At 71.7% G+C, this 21,119-nt stretch carries 21 protein-coding genes; 9 read left to right on the forward strand and 12 right to left on the reverse strand.

Features of this window, described 5'->3' with window-relative positions; genetic code table 11:
• Positions 1-1,206 carry a PP2C family protein-serine/threonine phosphatase gene (locus EDF63_RS00620; protein WP_123310281.1) on the reverse strand — a complete coding sequence of 402 codons (1,206 nt, stop codon included), beginning with the start codon at positions 1,204-1,206 and terminating at the stop codon, positions 1-3.
• 143 nt (positions 1,207-1,349) lie between these two features.
• On the opposite strand from EDF63_RS00620, the gene EDF63_RS00625 reads away from it, so the two are divergent.
• Positions 1,350-1,670, forward strand: coding sequence for a hypothetical protein (locus EDF63_RS00625; protein WP_123310283.1), 321 nt, complete (start codon positions 1,350-1,352; stop codon positions 1,668-1,670).
• Here EDF63_RS00625 and EDF63_RS00630 read toward each other — a convergent pair.
• Together EDF63_RS00630 and EDF63_RS00635 are read right to left on the reverse strand one after the other, a co-directional pair.
• Positions 1,645-3,264, reverse strand: coding sequence for an MFS transporter (locus EDF63_RS00630; protein ID WP_185021221.1), 1,620 nt, complete (start codon positions 3,262-3,264; stop codon positions 1,645-1,647). The two genes, EDF63_RS00625 and EDF63_RS00630, sit on opposite strands and share 26 nt — an antisense overlap.
• 121 nt (positions 3,265-3,385) lie before the next feature.
• On the reverse strand, positions 3,386-4,105 hold the full coding sequence (locus EDF63_RS00635; protein ID WP_123310287.1) for an alpha/beta fold hydrolase: 720 nt from the start codon (positions 4,103-4,105) through the stop codon (positions 3,386-3,388).
• 249 nt (positions 4,106-4,354) lie between these two features.
• Between EDF63_RS00635 and EDF63_RS00640 the strand changes: the two genes are divergently transcribed.
• A complete protein-coding gene (locus EDF63_RS00640) occupies positions 4,355-4,879 on the forward strand; it encodes a hypothetical protein (RefSeq protein ID WP_123310289.1) in 525 nt (174 codons plus the stop codon).
• Here the strand turns inward: EDF63_RS00640 and EDF63_RS00645 are convergent.
• From EDF63_RS00645 to EDF63_RS00660, 4 genes are read right to left on the reverse strand one after another with little or no spacing between them, the layout of a single operon-like run.
• Positions 4,869-5,747, reverse strand: coding sequence for a helix-turn-helix domain-containing protein (locus EDF63_RS00645; RefSeq protein WP_185021222.1), 879 nt, complete (start codon positions 5,745-5,747; stop codon positions 4,869-4,871). The two genes, EDF63_RS00640 and EDF63_RS00645, sit on opposite strands and share 11 nt — an antisense overlap.
• 47 nt (positions 5,748-5,794) lie before the next feature.
• On the reverse strand, positions 5,795-6,601 hold the full coding sequence (locus EDF63_RS00650) for a helix-turn-helix transcriptional regulator (protein WP_123310293.1): 807 nt from the start codon (positions 6,599-6,601) through the stop codon (positions 5,795-5,797).
• A 20-nt stretch (positions 6,602-6,621) separates the two neighbouring features.
• The gene (lepB, locus tag EDF63_RS00655) at positions 6,622-7,239 is read right to left on the reverse strand and encodes a signal peptidase I (RefSeq protein ID WP_260232906.1); all 618 of its coding nucleotides are present in this window, start codon (positions 7,237-7,239) and stop codon (positions 6,622-6,624) included.
• The gene (locus EDF63_RS00660; RefSeq protein ID WP_123310295.1) at positions 7,236-7,796 is read right to left on the reverse strand and encodes a hypothetical protein; all 561 of its coding nucleotides are present in this window, start codon (positions 7,794-7,796) and stop codon (positions 7,236-7,238) included. Before EDF63_RS00660 ends, lepB begins: the two co-directional genes overlap by 4 nt.
• A 127-nt stretch (positions 7,797-7,923) precedes the next feature.
• On the opposite strand from EDF63_RS00660, the gene EDF63_RS00665 reads away from it, so the two are divergent.
• On the forward strand, positions 7,924-8,709 hold the full coding sequence (locus tag EDF63_RS00665) for an SDR family oxidoreductase (RefSeq protein ID WP_123310297.1): 786 nt from the start codon (positions 7,924-7,926) through the stop codon (positions 8,707-8,709).
• A gap of 102 nt (positions 8,710-8,811) precedes the next feature.
• On the opposite strand, the gene EDF63_RS00670 is transcribed toward EDF63_RS00665, so the two are convergent.
• Positions 8,812-9,696, reverse strand: coding sequence for a VOC family protein (locus EDF63_RS00670; protein ID WP_123310299.1), 885 nt, complete (start codon positions 9,694-9,696; stop codon positions 8,812-8,814).
• Between the two features lie 197 nt (positions 9,697-9,893).
• Here EDF63_RS00670 and EDF63_RS00675 point away from each other — a divergent pair, with 197 nt between their 5' ends.
• Complete coding sequence (locus tag EDF63_RS00675; protein ID WP_165901467.1) at positions 9,894-10,460, forward strand: GNAT family N-acetyltransferase; 567 nt, start codon at positions 9,894-9,896, stop codon at positions 10,458-10,460.
• 77 nt (positions 10,461-10,537) lie between these two features.
• Here the strand turns inward: EDF63_RS00675 and EDF63_RS00680 are convergent, their stop codons facing one another.
• A complete protein-coding gene (locus tag EDF63_RS00680) occupies positions 10,538-12,064 on the reverse strand; it encodes a catalase (RefSeq protein WP_123310303.1) in 1,527 nt (508 codons plus the stop codon).
• 50 nt (positions 12,065-12,114) lie between these two features.
• Positions 12,115-12,603 (reverse strand): Fur family transcriptional regulator, encoded by a 489-nt coding sequence (locus tag EDF63_RS00685; RefSeq protein ID WP_260232908.1) that lies wholly within the window; start codon positions 12,601-12,603, stop codon positions 12,115-12,117.
• A 169-nt stretch (positions 12,604-12,772) separates the two neighbouring features.
• Here EDF63_RS00685 and EDF63_RS00690 point away from each other — a divergent pair, with 169 nt between their 5' ends.
• Complete coding sequence (locus EDF63_RS00690) at positions 12,773-14,086, forward strand: acyltransferase (protein ID WP_123310305.1); 1,314 nt, start codon at positions 12,773-12,775, stop codon at positions 14,084-14,086.
• A gap of 148 nt (positions 14,087-14,234) precedes the next feature.
• Entirely contained in the window at positions 14,235-15,053 is an 819-nt protein-coding gene (locus EDF63_RS00695) for a cytochrome c oxidase assembly protein (RefSeq protein ID WP_123310307.1), read from the forward strand.
• 240 nt (positions 15,054-15,293) lie between these two features.
• On the opposite strand, the gene EDF63_RS00700 is transcribed toward EDF63_RS00695, so the two are convergent.
• Together EDF63_RS00700 and EDF63_RS00705 are read right to left on the reverse strand one after the other, a co-directional pair.
• Entirely contained in the window at positions 15,294-16,943 is a 1,650-nt protein-coding gene (locus EDF63_RS00700) for a DHA2 family efflux MFS transporter permease subunit (protein ID WP_123310309.1), read from the reverse strand.
• Positions 16,940-17,554: a PadR family transcriptional regulator gene (locus EDF63_RS00705; protein WP_123310311.1), complete on the reverse strand. Its 615-nt coding sequence runs from the start codon at positions 17,552-17,554 to the stop codon at positions 16,940-16,942. The genes EDF63_RS00700 and EDF63_RS00705 overlap by 4 nt, the downstream gene beginning before the upstream one ends.
• Positions 17,555-17,743: 189 nt before the next feature.
• On the opposite strand from EDF63_RS00705, the gene purS reads away from it, so the two are divergent.
• Genes purS through purL form a run of 3 tightly spaced genes read left to right on the forward strand, consistent with a single transcriptional unit; the run spans position 17,744 to position 21,113 of the window.
• Entirely contained in the window at positions 17,744-17,995 is a 252-nt protein-coding gene (gene purS, locus EDF63_RS00710) for a phosphoribosylformylglycinamidine synthase subunit PurS (RefSeq protein ID WP_017886272.1), read from the forward strand.
• 5 nt (positions 17,996-18,000) lie between these two features.
• Complete coding sequence (gene purQ, locus EDF63_RS00715) at positions 18,001-18,696, forward strand: phosphoribosylformylglycinamidine synthase subunit PurQ (RefSeq protein WP_111085606.1); 696 nt, start codon at positions 18,001-18,003, stop codon at positions 18,694-18,696.
• Positions 18,697-18,731: 35 nt separating this feature from the next.
• Entirely contained in the window at positions 18,732-21,113 is a 2,382-nt protein-coding gene (gene purL / locus EDF63_RS00720; protein ID WP_258373281.1) for a phosphoribosylformylglycinamidine synthase subunit PurL, read from the forward strand.
• The last annotated feature ends 6 nt before the right edge of the window (positions 21,114-21,119 follow it).

Here is a 21,119-nt window from a genome sequence, read left to right on the forward strand (position 1 = left end):
TCAGAGGTCGCGCGCGACCACGACGACGGTCAGGTCGTCGCCCGGGTCGTGGTCGACCGCACGCGAACGCACCCGCTGCAGGAACGTCGCGACGTCCGGCGACTCGCGGTAGAGCGCCCCGAGCTGCGACAGCGACGCGAGCGTGGAGTCCCACAGCTCGAGCGCGCCGTCGCTGACCACGATGACCACGTCACCCGGCCGCATGACGAGTGATCCCGAGGCACGTTCGATGCCCGCCGGGTGCAGCCCGATCGGCAGGTCCGACGACCGCAGGATCCGCTCGGCGCCGTCGTCGCGGAGCTGCAGGACGAGCCCGTGTCCGGCGTCGGTGAAGTCGATCCGACCGGTCGAGGGGGTCAGTCGGCCGTGGAACAGCGTCGCGAAGGACTCGGCGCGGCTGAGGTCGGGTGCGACCTGCGCCTCGAGCTCGGCGACGGCGACGTCGGGTGCCACGTCGCCGCGGGCGAGCAGGGCGCCGCGGATGTTCGCGGCGAGCAGCCCGGCCGACATGCCCTTGCCCATGACGTCGGCCACCGTCAGGTGCACCGCGTCGTCACCGGAACGGTGCCAGTCGTGGAAGTCGCCGGAGACGACGCCGTGCGGAACGGACAGGCCCGCGATGCGGTAGCCGGGCACGTCGACCGTGCCGGGTTCGAGCCCCGCGAGCACCGAGCGCAGGCGGTCCTCGTCGGCACCGGCGGCCAGTTCCCGCTCGGCCCAGACGCCGAGCTCCTGGAGCAGGGCGAGCTCGTCGGCGTCGAGGGTCCGCGGTTCGGGATCGATGAGGCAGAGGGTGCCGACCTTGACGTCGTCGTCGCCGAGCCGCAGTGGCACGCCGGCGTAGAAGCGGACGTTCGGGTCGCCGACGACCATCGGCATGTCGGAGTAGCGGGCGTCGATGCGCGCGTCGGGCACCAGCACGGGGCCGCGTTCCCCCATCGTGCGCCCGCAGAAGGTGTCCTGCAGCGGGATGACCGGTCCGAAGTGGGCGTCGCTCTGCTGGGACTTGATCGTCAGCGAGGTGTCGCCCGCCAGGTTCAGGAACGAGCCGGACACGCCGAGGGCCTCACGCGCGATGCGGGTGATCCGGTCGAACCGTTCCTCGGCACCGCCCTCGACCACGTCGAGCGCGGCGAGCAGTGCTGCTCGGCGCACGGCGTCGGGCGCGCTGGTGACTGGGACGGTCGTCGCGGTCTCCGGGTGCATGCACCCACGCTAACGCGCCAACCGGACAGGGCCTGTCCCCACTACGGAGGACGCACCACCCCAGTCCACGGGGCAGGCACGCCGAGCGGACGCGACGGTCGTCCCCGGTCCGGACCGATCCGGCGCCGGACTACCCTGGACGCGTGTCCCGCCGCGTCCTGCCCACCGTCGCCCTCGCTGCGGCGGCCCTGCTGACGCTCGCGGGGTGCGGCGCCCACGACTCCACCGGCCAGGTCTCGGTCACGGTGTCGGACAACGCCGCCGACCACCCGTACGAGGTGAAGGTCTTCGCGTCGACGGGCAAGCTGTCGGAGCACCAGCGGGTGTTCCCCGGCGGCACCGCGGACTTCGCGGGCGTCCCGCTCGGCACGGTCACGGTGCGTGCTGGCGAGCTCTGCCCCCAGACGACGACGGTGACGAACGACGCCGTCGCGACGGTCACGCTGACGACGACGGGCTGCTGACCCCCGGCGCCACCAGGTGCTCGACGCGGGGCTCCCCCGCGACCTGGCGGACGGCCTCGAGGGTCCGTGCGTCGTCGCCGGTCTGCCGGACCTCGTGCTGGTCGACGTGCTCCTGCCAGGACCCGACCCGGAACGCCTCGACCCACGCGTCGGGCCCGGCCGCGGTGTCCCGGTACAGGTTCCAGTCGCGGGCGCCCGTCCGCCGCCGACTGTGCCCGAGGAGCGCGGCGGCGGCGCGGAAGGTGTCGACGACGCCGTCCGGCACGGTCCAGTGCACGAGCACCAGGGTCTCGCCCGTGGCGTCGGCGTGGTCGTCCGGCACGATCGTGACGTCGCCGAACGGCATCGGTGCGACGGCGCGCTGCCGGTCGGTGAGCGCCGGGAACCCCGACACGACGATCAGCACGGCGCTCAGGGCGGTGACCACCCCGGCCCCCGCGAGCACCCCGACGACGCCGAACGGCGTGGCCACGACCCCGGCGAGCGCCGCGCCGACCGCGGTGCTGCCGAACAGGACGAGCTGGTAGGCGGCCAGTCCCCGCGCTCGGACCCAGGCGGGCAGGAACGCTTGCACCGTGCCGTTCAGGGTGGTGACGACCCCGATCCACGCGACGCCGCCGACGACCAGCGCGACGAGGACCACGGACAGCACCGGGACAAGCGCGACGACGACCATCGTCGCGCCGAACACCACCGAGGCGACCCCGACCGTGCCGCCGGTGCCGATCCGCGCGCGGATCGCCGGCATCGCGAACGCGCCACCGACCGAGCCGATGCCGACCGCGGCCAGCAGCAGCCCGTAGCCGCCGGAGGTGAGTCCGAGCGGCCCGTCCGCGACCAGCGGCAGGAGCGCCCACAGGGCGTTCGCCGGCACCATGAACGCCGCCAGCTGCAGGAGGAGCCGGCGGACGACCCCGGCGTGCAGGACGTACCGGAGTCCGGCCCGGGTGGCGTCGATGAACGGTTCCGCCCGGGTCTCCGGCCGTCGGTACCCGCGCCACGTGACGAGGACCACGAGGAACAGTGCGAACGACAGCGCGTTCGCCGCGAACACGAACGGCACCCCGAGCTGCGCGATCACCACCCCGGCGAGCGCCGGACCGATCGACCGGGCCACGTTGACGCCGACCGAGCTGAGCGCCGCCGCGTCGGTGATCATCGCGCGCGGCACGATCTCGGGCACGAGGGCCTGGTACGCGGGCAGCTGCAGGGCCGACGCGGTGCCGAGCAGGAACGTGACGGTGAGCAGGAGCGCCGGCGTCATCTGTCCCGTCGCGGTGAGCACGGTCATCGCGACCCCGACGACCACCTGGAACGCCTGCACCCCGATGAGGAGCTTTCGACGGTCGACGAACTCGCCGATCACGCCCGCCGGGATCCCGATGAGCAGGACCGGCAGGCTCGACGCGGTCTGCACGAGGGCGACGACGACGGGCGCCGCGTGCTCGTCGACGAGCAGCCACTGCGCGCCGACCGTCTGCATCCAGCTGCCGACGTTGCTGACGAGCACCGCGATCCACAGGGCGCGGAAGACCGGGATCGCGAGCGGCGCGAGCGCACCGCCACGCGTCGTCGTGGTGGGTTCGGCGGTCACGTCGCCTCCTCGGGGTGGGGCCGGGGACCGTCCGGGAGGCACGGTGCGCGTCCGACGCGCGCCGTGCCTCCCGGCCTGGTCGCCTGCAGATCGCTGGTCGCGTCGTCGGCGGTGGGCCGCGTCAGGACGTGGCGGTGGCCGTGGCCGCGCGCTCGATGACGTCGGCGACGTCCCGCGGGTGGGTCTGCATGACGAGGTGCGGTGCGGGGAGCTCCGTCACGTCGGTGATGCCGGCGCGGGTGTACCCGAAACGCTCGACGTCGGGGTTGATGGTGTGGTCCTCGGACGACACGATGGCCCACGCCGGGGTCGTCTTCCAGGCGGCGGCCGAGGCGGGCTCGCCGAACGCGGCGCCGGACAACGGGCGCTGCGACACGGCGAGGACCTCGGCGATCCGCGGGTCGAGGCCACCGGCGAAGACGGCCGGGAACGCGTCGATCGCGACCGAGACGTCGGTGCCGTCCTCGGCTCCGGCGACCGGGTACGGGGTGTACACGAGGTTGGCGGCGAGGTCGGAGTCCGCGAACCCGCCCTGCAGCTGGCCGAGGCTCTCGCCGACGTCCAGGACGTACCCGGCGACGTAGACGAGCCCGACGACGTTCGCGGCCTCGCCCGCGACGGTGATCACGGCGCCGCCGTAGGAGTGCCCGGCGAGGACGACGGGGCCGTCGACGTGCTCGGCCACGGCCCGGATCGAGGCGGCGTCCTCGGCGAGGCTGCGGTTGTGCACGGGCGGCACGAGCACGGTGTGGCCGCGGTCGAGGAGCTCCCGGGTGACGGGGGCCCAGCTGGCGGCGTCCGCGAAGGCGCCGTGGACGAGGACGATGGTCGGTGCGGTCATGGGCGGCCTCCTGCGGGCTGGCGCGGTGCCGGGCGGGGGTGCCGGCGTCGTCACGCTAGGGCCGTCCGGACCCGGCCGTCCTGTCCCTGCCGTGCCCAGGCAGCGCAGCGATCGGCCCCGCCGCACCCGGGCGGCGGCCCCGGCACCGTCGGAAACGCCGCGTGGTCCGTGCGGGCGGGCACGCCGTCGGCCGAGCCGGGTCCTCGCGGGACCCCTTTCGCCCCGAGGGGAACGTCTAGCGTGAGCAAGATGGACAACGGGGACGGCACGACGACGACGTCGGCCCAGGACTTCGTGGACGCACTCGCCGAGCCGGCCGTCGTCTTCGACCGCTACCTCGACGTCGTGGCGGCGAACCGGCTCGCCGGGGCGGTCTCGGCGTCGTTGACGGTCGGCACGAACCTGGCGCGGTTCACGTTCCTGAACCCGCACGTCGAGGACTCGGTCGCCGGGTGGGAGGCCGAGGCCCACCGCACCGCGGCGACCTTCCGGGACTCGCTCGAGCAGCACGAGGCGGACACGCGGTTCCGCCAGCTCCTCGGTGAGTTGATGGCCAGGAGCCCGGCCTTCGCGAGCGAGTGGGCGGCCGGCGCCGACCGACCTGCGCACCGTGGCGTGACGACGTTCGACAACCCGCTCGTCGGACGGGTCCTGCTGCGGTGGGAGCAGTTCCGGCGGCAGGAGGACCCCGAGCACGTGCTGGTGGTCTGGACCGCTGCGGACGACGACGCTGCCGCGCACCTCGACGCCCTGCGCGCGGTGCTCAGCCGCTGATCGGTTCGCCGTCGACCGGTGCCGTGCGCAGTGCGGCGGCACCCGTCCGCCGCGCGTCGGGTCGGAGTTGCGCCGCGAGGTAGGCGACGGCCGCCGCTGCCGGGGTGCCCGGGTCGGCCCAGAAGGTGACGAGCACGTGCGAGCTGCCGGGGATCGCGAAGTTCTGCCAGCGGAACTCGATCCACCCGATCGGGTCGATCCAGTGCCGTGAGGTCCCCGTGCGCTGGACGGCGACGTCGTGCCGTGCCCAGATGCGGGCGAAGTCCGGGTCCTGCAGGGTGAGCGTCCCGACGATCTCCTGCAGGCGGGGGTCCTCGGGTTCGGCGTGCAGGCGCAGGGCGGCGACGACGCGGTGCGCGGTCGGTTCCCAGTCCACGGCGTGCTGCCGCGAGGCCTCGGTGAAGATCTGCAGGACGAGGTTGGCGCCCGGCTCCATGTACCCGGGTCCGAGTGCGCTCGCCAGCGCGTTGGACAGGATGATGTCCTGGTTCCGGTCCATCACGAACGCCGGGGTGTGCGCCCACTGCGCCAGCAGCGCACGGACCGAGTCGTCGATGCCCGGCGGATCGATGCCGAGGGGCCGTCGGCGCTCGGCGTGGGCGATCCGTCGCACGTAGTCGAGCGCCTCACCGTCGAGCCGCAGAGCCCGGGCCAGGGCCACCAGGACCTGGTCGGACGGCTGGTGGTCACGGCCGCGCTCGAGCCGCAGGTAGTACTCGGCGCTGATGCCGGCGAGCCGGGCGACCTCTTCGCGCCGCAGCCCCTCGACGCGGCGTCCGGGCTCGCGGGCGAGTCCGACGTCCTCGGGCTGGACGAGTGCCCGACGAGCGCGGAGGTACTGACCCAGACCGGACCGTCGCGCATCCACGGATGCAGGATAGCCGGAACCCGCAATGTACGCGAGAACCGCGGTTCTCAGACGGCGCCGGGTCCTCGTGCGATGGTCTCGTGCGGCTGCTCGCCGAAGCGCGCGCGGTAGTGCGCGGCGAAGCGTCCGAGGTGCGTGAACTGCCACCGTCGGGCGACGTCGCTCACCAGCAGCGCTCCGGAGCGCGAACGTCCGAGCTCGAGGTGGACCCGGTCGAGTCGGACCTCGCGCAGGTACTGCATCGGCGTCACCGCGAGACGCCGGCGGAAGAGGGCCTGCACGCCGCGCTCGGTCAGGCCGCACGAGGCCGCGATGTCGGCCACCGAGAGCGGCCGGCCGGCCTCGTCGTGCACGAAGCGGATCGCGCGGCGCATCCGGTGCTCGACGTCCGACCGCGACGGCGCGAACGTGGACAGCACGACGGTGGCGATGCGCCGGTTCACCGCGGCCCGCTCGTCGGCCCGCAGCGTCGGGTCGAGGACCCGACCGGTGACGTCGCGGAGCAGCGCCCGGAGCGGCTCGGTCCGGGGGTCGGCGGCGTCCGGCTGGCGGAACTCGGCCACGCCGTCGCGGTCGCCGAGCAGGGCCGGCGCCAGGTGCAGCAGGGTCATCGCCGTCGCGTCGGTGTCGAAGCTGTACGCCACGGACGCGGAGAGCATCATCGGGCGTTCGGCGCCGACGTCCCAGCTCGAGCCGTCGTCCGCGGTCAGGCGGGCACGGCCGTCGGCGAGCCAGAAGACCACGTGGTCCGGACGGGGCCCGATCGTGCCGGACCGGTGTCCGTGCGTCCCGATGCGCCGGATCGACAGGTCCGCGTCACCCCCGGTCACGTAGTCCATCGGCACAGCGTCCATCGGCACAGCGTCGGGAGTCGTCACGGGTCCGGCACCTGGTCCCACTCGTCGGCGTACCGCGAGAGCACCGTCCACCGCGACACCGGCCACGTGGTGATGAACGCACGACCGACCACGTCGTCGACCGGCACCGTGCCGTGAACACGGGAGTCCGCCGAGTTGTACCGGTTGTCGCCCATCACCCAGATGCGCCCCTCCGGCACGGTGATGTCGAAGTCGGTGCCGGAGACCCGGTCCGACCCGATCTCGGGCACCACGTACGGTTCGTCGACCGGGTGCCCGTTCACCGACAGGTGACCACCGGTGCCGCAGCACGACACGGTGTCGCCCGGCAGGCCGATGACGCGCTTGATCAGGTCGTCGCCCTGCCCGGTACCGAGCCAGCCGCCCGGGTCCTGGAACACGACGACGTCACCGCGCTGCAGCGGGACGGCGCCGGGGACGAGTTCGTTGACGAGGACGCGGTCGCCGACCAGCAGCGTGTTCTGCATCGACGCGGACGGGATGTAGAAGGACCGGACCAGGTAGGTCTTCACCAGGAACGACGCCAGCAGCGCCACGACGACGATGACCACCAGGTCGCGGAGGAACTTCCAGCCGGCCCGCTTCGGCTTCGGTTCGGACTCGGTGGCGCTCAATGCGTCAACACCACCTTCACGAGACCGATCACGAACGCCACGGCGGCCAGCACGATGCCGCCCCAGAGCCCGAGGAACGTGGGGCGCCTGCCGCTGAACCGCTGCACGAAGACACCGACCATCCCGATGCGCACCACCAGGATGACCAGGGCCGCCGTCTGCGCCCACCCCGCCGGGATCAATCCGGCCCACGCCACCGCGTACAGCACCGCGGGGATGAGCCCGGACGTCGCGATCGGGTTGGCGTTCCGCATGATGGTCGCGACTGATTCGCGCCGGGCGTCGTCGGTCTCGGACTCGTCGCCGCCGAGCCCGTGCGCCACCAGGTGCGCGAGGACGTGCGCCAGGTAGGTCAGCACCGCGGTCGCCAGGACGGCCCAGATCGCCGAGCCGTGGTGGATCGCGGCGGGGTCGACGGCGATCGCGGCGGCGAGCACCGTGATGTTGCCGTAGATGTAGGACGACATCCGGTCGCGCACGTGCTCGATCGGCAGGTCGCGCGGGTCCGGACGACCGCCGCGGGGTCCGCGTCCGAGCGGTGGTCGTGTGCGTGGCATCCGTCCATCTTGGCCCTCGCGCGCCGGTCCTCGCCGACAGGACGCCGAGTGCGATGGCCACGAGCGTGCCCGGTTCCGGCAGACTGGGTGGCGATCGGTGCGACGGAGCACCGAAGAGGAGGCCCGTATGACGTCCGCACGACCACTCGCCCTGGTGACCGGCGTGGGCCGCAGAGCCGGTATCGGCGCGGCGCTCGCCACCCGGCTGGCGACCGACGGCTGGGACCTGGCCATCTCGTGGTGGGGCCCGTACGACGACCGCGTGAGCGGTGGGGCGGATCCCGACGGGGTCGAGTCCGTCGTGCAGGAGTGCGAGTCGGTGGGTGCACGCGTGACGCGCCTCCCGGTCGACTTGGAGGACCCGGAACAGGCTTCCGCGCTGGTCGGCCGTGCCGAGACGGAGGCGGGCGCGCCCGTCACCGCGCTGGTGATGTCGCACTGCGAATCGGTGGACTCGGACTTCCGGACCACGACGGTCGAGTCGTGGGACCGGCACTTCGCCGTCAACGCCCGCGCGCCGTTCCTGCTCGTGCAGGCGTACGCGGCCGCACTCGAGCGCGCCGGCGATGCCGCACCACGCGACCGTCGGCGGATCGTCGCACTGACGAGCGACCACATCGCGTACAACCTGCCGTACGGGGCCTCGAAGGGTGCGCTCGACCGCATCGTGTTCGGCGCCGCGAAGGAGCTCGGCAGCCTGGGCGTCAGCGCGAACGTCGTGAACCCGGGCCCGAACGACACCGGGTGGATGTCCGACGACGTCAAGCGCTGGGCGGTCGAGGGGACGCCGCTCGGCCGGCTCGGACGCCCGTCGGACACCGCGGCGCTCGTCGGGTTCCTCTGCTCGGAGCAGGGCGCCTGGGTGAACGGGCAGCTGCTGACGTCGGACGGCGGGATCTCGAACCGCGCGTGACCGGTCAGCCGGCGCCGAGACTCGGGGTCAGCGACACTTCTCGGGGCTTCGGGCGCGAGGAGTGTCGCTCAGCCCGAGACTCGGCCCCTCGCGACCCGCTCGTCAGCCGCGACCGGGCGCGGTCACCTCGATGCGGTTCGCCCACGGGTCCTCGAACGCGACCGTCCGGCCGTCGTCGGCGGTCTGCACCCCGGTGTCGTGCATGCGTGACACGAGGGCGCCGAGGTCGTCGGCCCCCGGCACTTCGATCCGCACGAGTCCGAGCCCGAGGGCGAGCTGGCGGCGCCCGGCCCCGCGGGAGTTCCAGGTGTTCATCGCCATGTGGTGGTGGTACCCGCCGGCGCTGACGAACAGGGCCTCACCCCACCCGGCCGTCGTCGCGAAGCCGAGCTTGTCGACGTAGAACGCCTTCGCGCTGGCCACGTCGCCGACCGACAGGTGCACGTGGCCGACCTTGCCCGGGCGTGCCGCGGCGGTGTCCAGGGCGTCCTGCGTCAGGTGCTCCTGCAGGAACGCGTTCGGGTCGACGTACTTCGTGTCCATGTCGACCATGCCGTGCGTCCACGACCACTCGGTGCGGTCGCGGTCCCAGTACAGCTCGACGCCGTTGCCCTCGGGATCGGTGAAGTAGAACGCGTTGCTCACCAGGTGGTCGGCGCTGCCGGTGAAGGTCTGCGGGAACTTCGTCGCGACCGAGTACAGCGCCGCGGCCAGGTCTGCCCGGGTGTCGAACAGGATCGCGGTGTGGAACAGGCCGGCGTCGTGGGGGGACGCGTGCTGCATCGACGGCGCGTGCTCGAGGATCACGATCGGGATCGCCAGACCACCGGCGCCCGGTCGCCCCAGCACGGCGACGCCGCCCTCGTTCGAGAGCAGCGCGAGCTGGACGCCGTCGCGGTAGTAGCCGATCATCCGGTCGAGGTTCGCGACGCGGAGGGTGACGGCACCCATCCCGGTGTCGGCGGCGAGGAGGTCCTGCGTGTGCATGGCACCAGTGTGCGCCCATTTGGTTGACGCGTCAACCAAATGGGTTCATCGGGTGCACCAGAGCGACAGATCCACGCAACCCCGGCGCGAGGCACCCGCCAAAGCGACAGATCGCTGCGAACGGTTCGCGGCAATCTGTCGCTTTGGCGGACCAAGCGAACGCAACGACCTCCACCACATCCGTGCAGGATGGACGCGTGACTGATGACATCCGGTGGGAGGTGGTCGAGGAGAGCTCCCTCTCGCTCCCCGACCACGAAGCGATCGCAGCACTGCTGGCGCAGGCGTTCCCGGACTGGTCCCACTGGTACGTGGGCGGCCGCAGCTGGTCCGGCATGCAGCCCGAGCGCCGGGTCCTCGCCCGCGACCAGGACGGCGTCGTCCTGGCGCACGTCGGGATCCGCCGCATGTTCATCACGGTCGGCGGGCGCGACGTGCTCGTCGGCGACACCGGTCTCGTCGCCGTGTCGCCCCGGCTGCAGGGATCGGGCAAGGGCCGGGAGCTCATGGAGCGCACCCACGCCGTGCTCGACGGGCTCGCGGTGCCGTACGGCTTCCTCGGCGCAGGCGAGAACCGCATCCCCTTCTACGCGAAGCTCGGCTGGCACGAGTTCCCGGAGGTCGTCGGCACCTTCTCGGCGTTCACCGCCGAGGGCGCCGGCATCACGAACACGGAACAGGGCGGCTGGATGGTGCGGCCGGTGGCCGCAGCGCTCGAGGACTGGCCGGCAGGCGCTATCTGGCTGAACGGCCAGGAGGTCTAGGGCCAGACCACGAACGGACGGGAGGCACGGTGCCAGCTGGCACCGTGCCTCCCGTCCGTCAGGTGGTGGAGCGGGGCTTACGCCTCGACCGCAACCGTCTCCGGGTCCTCGTTCGAACCCGGCGCGCTCGGCACGACCGCGGCGCGCACGCGCGCACCGAGGTCGGCGTCGACGTTCGTCCAGTACGCGAAGACACGCTCGCGCAGGTCGTCACGTGTCACCTTCGAGACGTGACCGGCGATGTTGCCGACCAGGCGCTCACGGGCGGCGTCGTCGAGGACCTCGCGGACCATCGTGCCGGCCTGGCCGAAGTCGTCGTCCTCCGGGTGCAGGGTCGCCGCGGAGCGCTGCAGCGCGCCGTCCGACTCCCAACCGGGCACGTCGTCGGTCGCGGTCGGGTCGGCGTGCGCGCCACCGAGCGAGTTCGGGGCGTACACCGGCACCTCGGACTTCTGGAAGTCGAAGCGCATGGCGCCGTCCTTCGAGTACGAGTGCACCTCGTTCTTCGGGGCGTTCACCGGCAGCTGCGCGTGGTTGGTACCGACGCGGTAGCGGTGGGCGTCCGCGTAGCTGAAGATGCGCGCCAGGAGCATCTTGTCGGGGCTCGCCGCGATGCCGGGCACGAAGTTCGACGGCGCGAACGTCGCCTGCTCGATCTGCGCGAAGTAGTTCTCCGGGTTGCGGTTGAGCTCCATCGTGCCGACCTCGATGAGCGGGTAGTCGGCGTGCGGCCACACCTTCGTCAGGTCGAACGGGTTGAACCGGTACGACTCGGCGTCCGCGTAGGGCATGATCTGCACCTTGAGCGTCCAGCGCGGGAAGTCGCCACGCTCGATCGCGGCGTGCAGGTCACGGATGTGGAAGTCCGCGTCCTCACCGGCGATGCGGTCGGCGTCCTCCTGCGTCAGGGTCTTGTGGCCCTGCTCGGTCAGGAAGTGGTACTTCACCCAGAAGCGCTCGCCCTCGGCGTTGATCCACTGGTACGTGTGCGACCCGAAGCCGTCCATCTCGCGCCAGCTCGCCGGCAGGCCACGGTCGCCCATGAGCCAGGTGACCTGGTGCGCCGACTCCGGCGACAGGGTCCAGAAGTCCCACTGCATGTCGTGGTCGCGCAGGTGCGATCCGGGCAGACGCTTCTGCGAGCGGATGAAGTCGGGGAACTTGATGCCGTCGCGGATGAAGAAGACCGGAGTGTTGTTGCCGACGAGGTCGTAGTTGCCCTCGGACGTGTAGAACTTCAGCGCGAAGCCACGGGGGTCGCGCCACGTGTCGGGCGAACCCTGCTCGCCGGCGACGGACGAGAAGCGCGTGAGCATCTCGGTCTGCTGGCCCGGCTGCAGGAACGCGGCGCGGGTGTACTTGCTGATGTCCTGCGTGACGGTGAAGGTACCGAACGCTCCGCCGCCCTTCGCGTGGACGACGCGCTCCGGCACGCGCTCGCGGTTGAACTGGGCGAGCTTCTCGACCAGGTAGTGGTCGTGCAGCGCGAGGGGGCCGTCGGCCCCGACGCCCATCGAGTGCTCGTCGCTCGAGACGGGAGCGCCGGAGTTGGTCGTGGTGGTGGGGGTGCCGGACGGGGTGCCGGTCGTGTTCTGGTCGGACACGGTTCCTCCTTGGGTGGAACGGTTGGTTCGGTCAGGGGTGCTCGGGTGGTTCAGGGGACGCGCGGGGCGTCGGGGGCGTCTGCGCTTGCGCCTGCGTCTGGGGCGTCTGCGCCCGCGTCGTCGCGCTCGGCCGCGGCGCAGCGCTCGCAGATGCCCCAGTAGGTGACCTCGGCGGTGGTGACGGCGAAGCCGTGCGCGTCCGACGGGGTCAGGCAGGGCGAGTGTCCGACAGCGCAGTCGACGTCCTCGATCGCGCCGCACAGCGTGCAGACGATGTGGTGGTGGTTGTCCCCGGTCCGTCGCTCGTAGCGCGCGGGGCTGCCTGCCGGCTCGATGCGTCGGACGAGCCCGACGCCGGTGAGTGCGGCGAGGACCCCGTAGACGGCCTGGTGGCTGGTCGTCGGGAGTTCGGCGGTGAGTGCCGTGACGATGTCGTCGGCGGTGGCGTGCGGCATCGACTCGGTCGCGCGCAGTACCGCGAGTCGCGGCGTCGTCACCCGGAGGCCCGAGGTGCGGAGCAGATCGGCGTCGGCGTCCATGCTGAGCCTTTCTTTTGCAGGAATCAAGACAATGTGGCCACTGTACACGAGCTTCTGCCGACGGTCAGCGCGATGACGCATGCCGCTACCGGAATACGAAGTGTCACGATCCGGTCGCGATCAGCTGGGACGACCCTGGACCGACCGTTCCGCACGCTAGCGTCCGGACATGTCCACGAGCCAAGGTCTGCCTGAACAGGCGAACAGCGCACCGGACGTCCGGGGGATCATCGCGAAGCGGGACCTGGTCGTCGACCTCATCCGGACGGCCTGCGTCGTCCTCGTCGTCGTTGTGCACGTCACGATGGTCGGCGTCGCCGCCGACGACCAGGGGGTGCGGGTGACGAGCCCCCTGCAGGAGCTCCCGTGGTACGTCGCCGTCACCTGGGTCGGGCAGGTGATGCCCCTCTTCTTCGTGGTCGGCGGCTTCGCGAGCGCGACCGGCTGGCGCAGCACCGTCGCCCGCGGTGCACCGAGCCCCGCGCGCGACTACCTGGCCACCCGGCTGGTGCGCCTGTTCCGGCCGGCGGTCCCGCTCTTCGTGTTCCTCGCACTCGGGCTCGGGGTGGCGACCGCTGCCGGCACCCCGCCGGACCTCCTCGCCGAGGTCGCGTTCGGCATCGGTTCGCCACTCTGGTTCCTCGCCGCGTACGGCATCACGCAGAGCTGCGTGCCACTGATGATGCGCCTGCACGAGCGGGCACCGTGGGCCACCCTCGGCGTCCTGCTGCTGCTCGCCGGAGCGGTCGACGCGGTCCGCCTGGCCACCGGGGTCGCCGAGGTCGGACTGCTCAACCTCGGACCGGTGTGGCTCTTCGCCCAGCAGCTCGGGTTCCTCTGGGCCGACGGCTGGTTCGCGCGGCGGTCGAAGGCGCTCCTGCTCGCGGTGGCGGTCGTCGCCTACGCCCTGCTCGTCCCGATGACCTCGATCGGGCTGTGGGCACCGGACATGCTGCAGGACCTCAACCCGCCGATGCTCCCGCTGGCGTTCCTCGCGATCGCACAGGCCTGCCTGGTCCAGCTCGTGCACGCCCCGCTCACCCGCCTGATGCGCACCAGGGCCGCGCTCGGCGCCGTGTTCGTGCTCGGTCGGGACGGCATGACCATCTACCTGTGGCACCTGCCGCTCTTCATCGCGTTGAACGGGGTCGCCCTGCTGATGGGGGTGCCGTTCCCGACGCCGGGCCCCGGTCCGTGGTGGGCGTCCCGTGTCGTCGCACTGGTCGTGGTGCTCGCCGTCGCGCTCGGGGTCGCTCGGGCGCTGCGCTGGTTCGACCGCCCGCTCCCCCGCCTGCTGCCCTCGGCCGACCGTCCGTCGTGGCCCGTCGTCGCCGTCGCGGCGGTCTGCACGATCGGTCCGGCGTTCCTCGTGATGCAGCTGCACCTGTCGTTCGGGGTCGCGGTCGTCGGCGCCGTGGCCGTTCCGATCGGGGTGTGGTTGCTCTCGCGGACCACGCCGGCCAGGGGCGTCACCCGGATCTGAACCGGTTCTCACCGATCGGGGCCGCTCGGGTCTGCGCCGGCACACACGCCGGGCAGAGGATGGCACGAGGCCGATCCGCAGGAGGCACCCGACGCCGTCGACACCCGAGTTCTGGAGCACCTGGCGGTTCGACCCCCTGTCAGCGGTGATGATCGTCGTCGCCGCGGTCGCCTACGGCTGGTGGGTGGTCGGCGCCGCACGTCGCGGCGCACGCTGGCCCTGGTGGCGCACCCTCGCCTTCGTCGCGGCGCTGGCGTTGTTCGGCATCCTGCAGTTCGGCATCGTCGGCGTGTACGACCAGCAGCTGCGGTGGGCGTTCGTCCTGCGGTCCGCCCTGCTCTTCTTCGCGGTCCCCACCTTCGCCGCGCTCGGTGCGCCCGTGTCGTTGCTCCGGACAGGAGGCCCGGATCACCTCGCGCACGCCGCCGACGCCGCCATGCGGTCGCGTCCAGTGCGCCTGCTCGGCAACGCGATCGTCGCGCCGCTGGTCGCCCTCGTCCTGTTCGGCCTGTTGCTGACACCGTTCGCGGCGACGCTGCGGGAATCGTCCGTCTGGGCCGTTGTCATCACGGTGACGGTGCCGGCGCTCGGCTTCGGACTGCTCGCCCCGCTGTCCGAGCCCGGGGTGCTGCGGTCGTCGACGTTCGTCACCGCGGAGTTCCTGCTCGCGTTCGTCGAGCTGATGATCGACGCGGTGCCGGGCATCGTGCTGCGGATCACGAACCACGTGCTCGACGGCTCGGTGGTGCAGGCGGTCGGGCAGCCGTGGTTCCCGTCCCCGCTGCGCGATCAGCACCTGGCGGGCGACCTGCTGTGGTTCATCGCCGAGGTGGCGGACATCCCCGTGCTCATCTCGCTGTTCATCCGGTGGCAGCGGACCGACCGCCGCGAGGCCCACGCCGTCGACGCCCTGACCGACGAGCAGATCGACGAGCTGACGCGGGCGCACCTGCGGCGCCGCGGGTGAGCGCGGGGCGGGCGGCGGCGGCGCTGACCCGGAACGACATCGTCGACGTCGTACGACATCGACGGTGTCGCAACCCCGCGGCCGCAACCGTTGCCGACGCGGGGCAGCGACGAGACCGTTGTCGTACGACATCGACGGTGTCGCAACCCCGCGGCCGCAACGACCACGCCGCGACCCCGGACGCACGCGAGCCCCGGGCCGCTCGTGTGAGCAGCCCGGGGCCCGTGTGGTCGGCGCGGGTCAGGCGTCGGCGTGCTTGCCGTGGTGGTCGATGCCCGCGAGCTCGGCCTCGGGCGTCGCCGGAGCAGCGGCCGCAGCGTGCGCGCCGTGCGCGGTCGGCTTCGCGTCACCCTCGGTCGGGGCAGTGCCCTCGGCGCCCGGCTGAGTGGTCACGCCACCGGTCTGCTGCCAGGCGACGGTCTGCTTCGGCTTCGCCAGGAACAGCGCCGCCACGATCGCCGCGATGAGCACGATCGCCGGCAGGAACAGCGACTCGCCCATGGCCCGCGAGAACGGCTCGAGCAGTGCACCCGGCAGCGCGCCGACCTGCTGCTCGGCTCCGCCCGCGGACACCCCGCCGGTCGAGGACGGGAAGTTCGCGGTGATCCGGGCCTCCATCAGCGCGGCGATGCCGGCCGACCCGAGGACCGCACCGATCTGCCGCGTGGTGTTGTAGACGCCCGAGCCGGCACCGGCCAGCTTCGGCGGCAGGTTGCGGGTCGCCGAGACGGACAGCGGGCCCCACATGCAGGCGTTCGCGATGCCGAGGAGCGCGCTCGGCAGGAGCACCCATCCCCAGTCGGCGCTCGACGACAGCAGGGCGCCGAACCAGAACAGCCCGGCCGAGAAGCAGGCGAGGCCGAACGCGGCGACCCAGCGCGGGTTCCAGCGGTTGAGGTTCTTGCCGACGAGCGGGGCGAGGCCGGCGGACAGCACGGCCTGCGGCACGAGGAGCAGCGCAGCCTGGGTCGGCGAGAAGCGCAGGACGTCCTGCGCCCAGAGCATGATCGGCAGGGCGAACGAGGCGATCGCGACACCGACGGCCGTGATGGCGACGTTGGCGAGCGTGAAGTTGCGTTCCTTGAACAGGCCGAGGGGCAGCAGCGGCTCGCCCTTCTGGGTGCCCTGCCAGACCACGAACCCGGCGAGGACGACCAGGCCGGCGATGATCAGGCCCCACACCGAGATCGGGCCGGCGATGGCGCCCCAGTCGTAGGTCTCGCCCTCTTGGATGCCGAACACGAGCAGGAACAGACCGACCGCGGACAGGAAGATCCCGAGGTAGTCGAAGCGGTGGCCGTGGCGGTCGAACGACGGTACGAAGCGCTGCGCCAGGACGAACGCGACGACACCCACGGGGACGTTCACGAAGAAGATCCACTCCCACCCGAAGCCGTCGACGAGCAGGCCGCCGACGATCGGGCCGACGAGCGAGGCGACACCGGCGACGGCGCCCCAGAGACCCATCGCCGCGCCGCGCTTCTGCGGCGGGAAGATGCGCGTGATGACGGACATCGTCTGCGGGCTCATCATCGCGGCGCCGAGGCCCTGCACGACGCGGGCGACGATGAGCACCTCGATCGAGCCGGCCAGGCCGCACCACAGGCTGGCGAGCGTGAAGACCACGAGGCCGATCTGGTACATGACCTTCGGGCCGAAGCGGTCACCGAGCCGGCCCGTGATGAGCAGCGGCACGGCGTAGGCGAGCAGGTACGCGCTCGTCACCCAGATCACGGCGTTGATGTCCGCGTCGAGCTTCTGGGCGATGGTGGGGGTGGCGACCGACACGATGGTCGAGTCGACGAGGATCATGAAGAAGCCGACGACGAGCGCCCAGAGGGCGGGCCACGGCTTCTTCTCGGTCGTCCGCGGAGGCGTGACGGTGGTCATCGAGTGGTGTCCTTGCTGTTCGTGGGGAAGTCAGTGTCTGCGGGGACGGCCGGGCCGTCCCAGGGGAGGTCGCCGCTGGCGATGCGGTCGACGGTGGTGCTGAGCCACTCGATCTGCGCGGCGAGCATCGCACGGACGTACGACACGTCGAGCCAGTAGCGCTCGGTGAGCTGCTTGGCGTGCACGCGCTGGAGCGCCTCGTCGTAGTCGTCGCGCTCCCGTTCGAGCGCGACGATCCGTGCCCGGACGGCATCGACCGCCTCGGCCTGCGGCAGGTTTTCGAGGACGGAGAGCGCCAGGTGGAACTCCGGGTACTCGTCGGCGGGCTCGGCCACCATGCGGCGGAGGCCGTCGGCGAGCGCTGCGCGGCCGGCGTCGGTGATCGTGTAGGTGGTGCGCTCCGGGCGGTTACCGTCGCGGTCGGTGCCCACGACCTGGGCGAACCCGAGTTCGGCGAGGCGGCCGACCTGGTGGTACAAGGTGCCCGGGCGGACCTTGACGTTCCGCTCCTCCTGCCGGTGGAGCATCGTCTGGAACATCTCGTACGGGTGCATCGGCGCCTCGTTCAGCAGGTCGAGCGCGGCGAACGCGAGCGGTGTGAGCGACGCCATCCGTGCCTCCTGGCTGATCGATGCGGCCGTCTTCGGACTGGACTATTCGACTTCGAATATACGGAGGGGAACACACGTGAGCAAACGCACAGCCCGCCCTCCACAGGAGGCCCGGATCCGTCCCGGCGTGTCGCGCGCGCCCCGTAGACTGGTCGCGTCCCCCCACCCCTGAAGTGCTGGAGAGAACACGTGCCAACGATCGTCGTCGAGGTCATGCCCAAGGCTGAGATCCTCGACCCCCAGGGCAAGGCGGTGGGCAACGCCCTCGCACGCCTGGGCAAGGCCGACCTGACCAACGTCCGCATCGGCAAGCGTTTCGAGGTGACCGTCGACGGCCCCGTCGACGACGCCAAGCTGGCCGAGGTCCGCGACATCGCCGCCGACGTCTTCTCGAACGCGGTCATCGAGGACGTCGTCTCCGTGACCGTCGAAGGCCAGTGACCCGGATGCGCATCGGCGTCATCACCTTCCCCGGCTCGCTCGACGACCGCGACGCCCAGCGCGCGGTCCGTCTCGCCGGCGCCGACCCCGTCGCGCTCTGGCACGGCGACCACGATCTGCAGGGCGTCGACGCGATCGTGCTGCCCGGCGGGTTCTCGTACGGCGACTACCTGCGCGCCGGTGCGATCGCCGCGAAGGCGCCGATCATGGCCGAGGTCATCGACGCCGCTGGCAAGGGCATGCCCGTGCTCGGCATCTGCAACGGCTTCCAGATGCTGGCCGAGGCCCGTCTGGTCCCCGGGGCCCACACCCGCAACGCGCACCAGCAGTTCATCCGCCGCGACCAGAAGCTCCGCGTCGAGACCACCTCGACGGCCTGGACCTCGGGGTTCACCGCGCAGCAGGAGATCACGATCCCGCTCAAGAACGCCGACGGCCGGTTCGTCGCCGACGCCGACGAGATCAAGCGCATCGAGGACAACGGCCAGGTCGTCTTCCGCTACGTGGGCGTGAACCCCAACGGGTCGATCGACGACATCGCCGGCGTCTCGAACGAGCGCGGCAACGTCGTGGGCCTGATGCCGCACCCCGAGCACGCGACCGAGCCCGGCTTCGGCCCGGACACCGCCGCTGCCATGGCCTCCGGCACGGACGGCCTCACCTTCTTCACCTCCGTGATCGAGTCGACGCTCGTCAAGTGACGACCGCGACTCCAGTGACAGGGAACGACAACACCGTGACGACTTACGTGCGCCCGAAGCCCGACACCGTGCAGGATGCCGCGGCGACTCCCGACAAGGACCAGCCGTACGACGCGCTCGGCCTGAAGCCGGACGAGTACGCCCGCATCAAGGAGATCCTCGGCCGCCGCCCCACCTCGGGCGAGCTGGCGATGTACTCCGTCATGTGGTCCGAGCACTGCTCCTACAAGTCCTCGAAGAACTACCTCCGTCAGTTCGGCAAGAAGGTCACGCCGGAGATGACGAAGAACCTGATGGTCGGCATGGGCGAGAACGCCGGTGTCGTCGACGTCGGGAACGGCTGGGCGGTGACCTTCAAGGTCGAGTCGCACAACCACCCGTCCTACGTCGAGCCGTACCAGGGCGCCGCGACCGGTGTCGGCGGCATCGTCCGCGACATCATCTCGATGGGCGCACGCCCGGTCGCCGTCATGGACCAGCTCCGCTTCGGCGCGATCGACCACGAGGACACCGCACGCGTCGTGCACGGCGTCGTCGGCGGCATCTCGTTCTACGGCAACTGCCTCGGCCTGCCGAACATCGGCGGCGAGACGTACTTCGACCCGGTGTACCAGGGCAACCCGCTGGTCAACGCCCTGGCGGTCGGTGTCCTGCGGCACGAGGACCTGCACCTGGCGAACGCGTCCGGCGCCGGCAACAAGGTCGTGCTGTTCGGTGCCCGCACCGGTGGCGACGGCATCGGCGGCGCATCGATCCTGGCGTCCGACACCTTCACCGAGGGCGGCCCGACCAAGCGTCCCGCCGTCCAGGTCGGTGACCCCTTCGCCGAGAAGGTCCTGATCGAGTGCTGCCTCGAGCTGTTCCAGAAGGAACTGGTCGAGGGCATCCAGGACCTCGGCGCCGCGGGCATCTCCTGCGCCACGTCCGAGCTCGCGAGCAACGGCGACGGCGGCATGCACATCTCGCTCGACGACGTCCTGCTGCGCGACCCCACGCTCACGGCCGAAGAGATCCTGATGTCGGAGAGCCAGGAGCGCATGATGGCGGTCGTCCGCCCCGACAAGCTCGACGAGTTCCTGAGCGTCGTCGGCAAGTGGGAGGTCGAGACCAGCGTCCTGGGCGAGGTCACCGGCACCGGCCGTCTCGTCATCGACTGGCAGGGCCAGGAGATCGTGAACGTCGACCCGCGCACCGTCGCCGTCGACGGCCCGGTCTACGACCGCCCGGTCGCCTACCCGACCTGGATCGACGCGCTGCAGGCCGACACCGCTGCCTCGCTCGACCGGCCGGCCGACGGCCCCGCGCTCAAGGCGCAGTTCCTCAGCCTGCTCGGTTCGCCGAACCTGTCGTCGAAGAACTGGGTCACGAACCAGTACGACACCTACGTGCTCGGCAACACCGCGCTCTCCTTCCCCGACGACGGCGGCATGATCCGCGTCGACGAGGAGACCGGGCTCGGTGTCGCGATCGCGACCGACGCCAACGGCCGCTACTGCCAGCTCGACCCGAAGCAGGGTGCGCGCCTGGCCCTGGCCGAGGCGTACCGGAACGTCGCCGTCACCGGTGCCGTCCCCGCCGCGGTCACCGACTGCCTGAACTTCGGCTCCCCCGAGAACCCCGAGGTCATGTGGCAGTTCTCCGAGGCGGTCGAGGGCCTGGCCGACGGCTGCATGGAGCTCGGCATCCCGGTCACCGGCGGCAACGTGTCGTTCTACAACCAGACCGGCACCACCCCGATCCACCCGACCCCGGTCGTCGGTGTGCTCGGTGTCATCGACGACGTCGCCAAGCGCGTCCCGTCGGGTTGGCAGGACGACGGCCACAACATCTACCTGCTCGGCACGACGAGCCTCGAGCTCGACGGGTCGGCCTGGGCCGGCACGGTGCACGGACACCTCGGCGGTCGCCCGCCGGCGGTGGACCTCGGGCGCGAGAAGGAGCTCGCCGAGCTGCTCTTCGCGGCGAGCGGCGAGCAGCTACTGACGAGCGCGCACGACCTGGCGGACGGTGGCCTCGGCCAGTCGCTCGCCGAGTCGGTGCTCCGCTTCGGTCTCGGCGCCCGCGTGGTGCTCGACGAGCTCGAGTCGCGCGACGGCGTCGACACGGCGACCGCGCTGTTCTCCGAGTCGACCGGTCGCGTCATCGTGACCGTCCGGCGCGAGGACGACGTCCGCTTCCAGGGCCTGTGCGACGGCCGGGGCTTCCCGGTCCTGCGCATCGGCGTGACCGACGCCACGTCGAACGCGCTCGAGGTCCAGGGTGCGTTCACGGCGACGCTGGACGAGCTCCGCGGCACGCACAACGCGACGCTGCCGGCCCGCTTCGGCGACGTGATCGTCGAGGACGTCACCGAGGGGTACGTCGGCCGCGGGCCGCTCGATTCCGACGGTGCCTTCTCGCCGCGCACGGACTCCTAGGCCCGG

This window comes from Curtobacterium sp. JUb34 (assembly GCF_003755065.1).
GTDB lineage: Bacteria > Actinomycetota > Actinomycetes > Actinomycetales > Microbacteriaceae > Curtobacterium.